Below are 4,296 nucleotides of genomic sequence, written 5' to 3'. Positions count from 1 at the left end.
GGCCCCGGCCGCCCAGCCCGCGCCCGGCCAGCCCGCACCGGCCCCGGGCACGCAGCGCTACATCACCGAACCGCCGCGCTCGCCCGAGATGCCGAGCCCCGCCCCCGGCCGCGGCACGGGCGAGAGCCTGTCGCGCGACCTCCCCTCGGAAGCCTACCGCCCGCCCCCGGAGCGCGGGGGACGCTGAGGCCGCCGGTCACGCCGCTCCCGCGACCGGCGCCGCGATCCCGAAGGTCTCGCAGACCGTGCGCCCGGCCGCGAGGCCGGCCTCCCACTCCGCCTCCCGGGCGAGCTTGGCCTCGGCGTCGCCGATGCGGGCGCGCACCGTGGCGGGCGAGAGCGCGACCAGCCCGTCGTCGTCGCCGATGACGAGGTCGCCCGGCGCGACGAGCCGCCCCCCGACGACGACCGCCGCGTTGACCGCCCCGCGCTCGGCGGAGGAGGGCCCGCGCGGCGTGACCGCCCGGGTGAAGACGGCGAGGTCGGGCCAGCCCGCCAGGATCGCGACGTCGCGGATCGCCCCGTCGCAGACGAGGCCCGCGCCGCCCCGGCGCCGCAGGTGGCCGCCGACGATCTCGCCGATCATCGCCGTCTCGGCGCGGCCGCCGGCCGCGATCACCAGCACGTCGCCCGGGCCGATCCGCTCGACGGCGTGCAGCACCGCGCCGAAATCCGGCGGCTCGCACAGCGCCGTCACCGCGCGGCCGAACAGGCGCGGCTGGCGCCCCGGCGGATTGAGCGGCCGGATCGCCGGGTCGATCTGGTCGGCCCCGCGGGCGAGGTCGGCGGCCACCGCGGCCGGCACCGCGCGCCAGCGCGCGAGCTCGTCCTCGCTCAGGGTGTCGGCGGGTGGGGCGTGAATCGTGACGGGCATCGGATCTCCGCTTCGTCGAAGGCCAAGCTGCTGTAAGAGGGCGCACGGCCGGGCCTCGGGCGCCGGCCTCACGGCACGACGCGGGCGGACCATACCATGACAGGCTCGGCCAACTCCCTGGACGCGGCCCTCGGACGGATCGGGACGGGCCGGTTCCAGGCCCGGCTCCTCGGGATCTTCGGCCTCGTCTGGGCGGCCGACGCGATGCAGGTGCTGGCCATCGGCTTCGCGGCGCCGACGCTCGCGGCCTCCTTCGGCATCGCCGTGCCGCAGGCGATCCAGGTCGGCACTGCCTTCTTCCTCGGCATGATGCTGGGCGCCTGGGGCTTCGGGCGCCTCGCCGACCGGGTCGGGCGGCGGGCGGTCCTGATCGGCACGGTGCTGGCGGACGCCGTCTTCGGCCTCGCCTCGGCGCTGGCGCCCGACTTCACGAGCCTGCTGGTGCTGCGCTTCCTCACCGGCGCCGCCGTCGGCGGGACCCTGCCGGTGGACTACGCCGCGATGGCCGAGTTCCTGCCGGTCGCCCGCCGCGGGCGCTGGCTCGTGCTGCTCGAGGCGTTCTGGGCGCTCGGCACGCTGGCGCTGGCGCTGGCGAGCTGGGCGGCGGCCGCGTGGGGCGGACCGGACGGTTGGCGCTGGATCTTCGCGGCCACCGCCCTGCCGGCGCTCGTCGGCGTCGCCCTGCGCTTCTGGGTGCCGGAATCGCCCTATTTCCTCTGGCGCCGGGGCCGGCTCGACGAGGCCGACCGGGTGCTCGCCCGGATGGCGGCGGCGAACGGGCGCTCGCACCAGGCGGGCACGCTCCGGCGCGAATCCGAGGCCGGCCCGCGCCCCCGGCTCCTCGCCCCGCCCCTGCGGCGGCCGTTCCTGCTGATCCTGACCGTGTGGCTCCTGGTCTCGATGGCCTATTACGGGCTGTTCGTCTGGCTGCCCGCCCAGCTCGCGGCCTCGGGGCTCGGCTTCCTGCACGCCCAGGGCTTCCTCGTTCTGGTGGCGCTCGCCCAGCTGCCCGGCTACGCGCTCGCGGCCTACGGAGTCGAGCGCTGGGGGCGGCGGCGCACGCTGATCGGCTTCCTGCTGGCGGCGGCCGCCGGCTGCTCGCTCTACGTCGCGACCCGCGATCCCCTGGTGATCTCGGGCGCGACCCTGCTGATGAGCTTCGCCATGCTCGGCGCCTGGGGCGCGCTCTACGCCTTCACGCCGGAACTCTTCCCCACCGCCGCCCGCGCCACCGGCATGGGTGCCGCCGGGGCGCTGGCGCGCGTCGGCGGGCTGCTCGCGCCCTCGGCGCTCGGGCTCGTGGTGGCGGTGAGCTTCGCGGCGGCGATCGGGCTGTTCGCGGTGCTCCTCGCGCTCGCCGCCCTCGCGGTCGCGGGGATCCGCGAGGAGACGCGCGGGCGGGTGCTGGACTGAGACCTACTCGTCCGCCTTCGCCTTGGCCGGCTTGCTCGCCGCCTTGGCCTGCTGCGCGGGCTTCGGAGCGGGCTTGGCGGCGGCCTTGTGCGCCGGCTTCGCCTTGGCGGCCGGGATCACGGGCGCCTCGGCCGCCGTGGAGGTGTAGGCGGTCGCGCTCTGGGGGATGCCGGATTGCGGCTTGCGCGCGGCGGCCTTGGGCGCCGCCTTGGCGGCCAGGGAAGCGGGCTTCGCCGCCGGCTTGGCCGGCGCGTTCGCCCTGGCCTCGGCGGCCCGCTCCTTCGCCTGCGCGAGCTTGGCCGCCCGAGCCTCCTTCGCGGCCTCGCGCTTGGCCTTGGCGGCCTCGAGCTTGGCGGCGCGGGCCTCCGCCGCGGCGGTCTTGGCCGCGTTCTCCTGCTCGGCCAGCAGGGTCTGTCCCTCGGCCGGGCTGCGGCCGATCCAGACCGCGACCGGCTGCAGCGGCGCGCGCGGCGGCAGCGCGCGATTGCGGACCGCCGCGGTGCTGAAGGCCGCCAGCGCGGCGGCCGGCGAGGCGGCGGCGGTCTGGCCCATGAACTGCGCGATCGCGCCCTCGGCCCCGTTGCCCGCGATGGCGCCCGGTCCCTCGTCGATCGCGGGGGCCTTGCGGCCGCCGCAGATGAAGGGCCGCATGTCGGGCGGCGCGGCGCTCGCCGAGGCCGGCAGCGCGTCGAGGCTCTGGCTGGTCCAGCCGGGCGACTGGGTGAAGGCGTAGTCGAACAGGTCGGCCGTCTTCAGGTCGCGCTCGCGCGCGCTCGGCTGGCCCATCACCACGGCGATGATCCGGCGCCCGTTGCGGGTCGCGCTCGCCACCACGTTGAAGCCGCCCGAGCAGATGAAGCCGGTCTTCATCCCGTCGGCGCCCGCGTAGCGGCCGAGCAGGCCGTTGTGGTTGGCCATCACGGCCTTGCCGAACTGGATCGCCGGGATCGCGAACAGGTCGCGGTTCTGCGGGAAGTCGCGCATCAGCGCGCGGGCGAGCACCGCCATGTCGCGGGCCGAGGTCCATTGCCGGGCGTCGGGCAGGCCGTTCGGGTTGTACCAGCGGCTCTCGTGCATGCCGATGCGCCGCGAGGTCTCGTTCATCATGTCCGCGAACCCCTCGACGGAGCCGCCGAGGCTCTCGCCGATCGCCCAGGACACGTCGTTGGCCGACTTGACCATGATGATCTTGAGGGCGTTGTCGAGGGTGAGCTGGGTGCCCGGCCGGAAGCCCATCTTCGAGGGCGGCTCGGCGGCGGCCGCCGGCGAGATGGTCACGAGCGTGTCGAGGGAGGCGCGGCCCTGCCGCACGAGGTCGAGGGCGACGTAGGCCGTCATCAGCTTGGTGATGGAGGCCGGGTACCACGGGTCGGTCGCGGCCTGCCCGTAGATCACCTTGCCGGTCTCGGCGTCGACCAGCAGGATCGGCGCCGTGGCGGCTTCGGCCGCGCCGACGAGGACCGCGAGCGCCGCGACCGCCCCTGCGAGACGCTTCAGAATTCGATTCGACATCCGGCCTGACTTCGGTGTGGAACGCCGCGGCTGTGCCCGAGACCCGCCGCCCCTTCGCACCGCCGAACGCCTCGGCGGAGGTAGGACGTGTCGGTCGTCCGGCGAGCCCGGTCGAACGGATCTGCACCCCGGAAGCCTTCAACGCGGCTACCGTGGCGAGAGCATGGCGCCCCCGCGATGGCGGATCCAGCCCGGGTCGCCTATCTGGCTGGCTTGTGCACCGCGCAAAGGTCGCGGCGGGGCATCACGGCGGGACGATGGCGTACGCGGTCAAGGAACTCTTCCACACCCTGCAGGGCGAGGGCGCGCAGGCCGGCCGCGCGGCCGTGTTCTGCCGGTTCGCCGGCTGCAACCTCTGGTCGGGCCGGGAGGAGGACCGCGCGAGCGCCGCCTGCCGCTTCTGCGACACGGACTTCGTCGGCATGGACGGGCCGGGCGGCGGGCGCTTCGCCGAAGCCGATTCGCTGGCCGAGGCCATCGGCCGGACCTGGGAGGGC

At 75.8% G+C, this 4,296-nt stretch carries 3 protein-coding genes and 2 pseudogenes; 3 read left to right on the top strand and 2 right to left on the bottom strand.

Translation table 11 applies throughout. The annotated features are described in order from the left end of the window. Positions 1 to 187 (top strand): annotated as a pseudogene (locus tag AX737_RS34480) (hypothetical protein); the annotation flags it as partial. 9 nt (positions 188 to 196) lie between these two features. On the opposite strand, the gene AX737_RS15385 reads toward AX737_RS34480, so the two are convergent. Next, complete coding sequence (locus AX737_RS15385) at positions 197 to 874, bottom strand: dimethylmenaquinone methyltransferase (RefSeq protein ID WP_066922715.1); 678 nt, start codon at positions 872 to 874, stop codon at positions 197 to 199. A gap of 96 nt (positions 875 to 970) precedes the next feature. On the opposite strand from AX737_RS15385, the gene AX737_RS15380 reads away from it, so the two are divergent. Further along, positions 971 to 2,287, top strand: a complete 1,317-nt coding sequence (locus tag AX737_RS15380) for an MFS transporter (RefSeq protein WP_066922713.1) — start codon at positions 971 to 973, stop codon at positions 2,285 to 2,287. A gap of 3 nt (positions 2,288 to 2,290) precedes the next feature. Here AX737_RS15380 and AX737_RS15375 read toward each other — a convergent pair whose 3' ends face one another. Next, a complete protein-coding gene (locus AX737_RS15375) occupies positions 2,291 to 3,799 on the bottom strand; it encodes a D-alanyl-D-alanine carboxypeptidase family protein (protein ID WP_066922711.1) in 1,509 nt (502 codons plus the stop codon). Between the two features lie 257 nt (positions 3,800 to 4,056). Here AX737_RS15375 and AX737_RS15370 point away from each other — a divergent pair. Then, positions 4,057 to 4,296: pseudogene (locus AX737_RS15370) on the top strand (7-carboxy-7-deazaguanine synthase); the annotation flags it as partial.

The sequence above is a fragment of the Methylobacterium sp. CCH5-D2 genome (genome assembly GCF_001556475.1).
Lineage (GTDB): Bacteria > Pseudomonadota > Alphaproteobacteria > Rhizobiales > Beijerinckiaceae > Methylobacterium > Methylobacterium hispanicum.
This window is presented reverse-complemented; position numbering and strand designations above follow the sequence as displayed.

What these genes read in the sequence shown, in the direction of transcription:
- AX737_RS15385 (WP_066922715.1), bottom strand. Translation starts at nt 874, where the DNA reads ATGCCCGTCACGATTCACGCCCCACCCGCCGACACCCTGAGCGAGGAC.
- AX737_RS15375 (WP_066922711.1), bottom strand. Translation starts at nt 3,799, where the DNA reads ATGTCGAATCGAATTCTGAAGCGTCTCGCAGGGGCGGTCGCGGCGCTC.
- AX737_RS15380 (WP_066922713.1), top strand. Translation starts at nt 971, where the DNA reads ATGACAGGCTCGGCCAACTCCCTGGACGCGGCCCTCGGACGGATCGGG.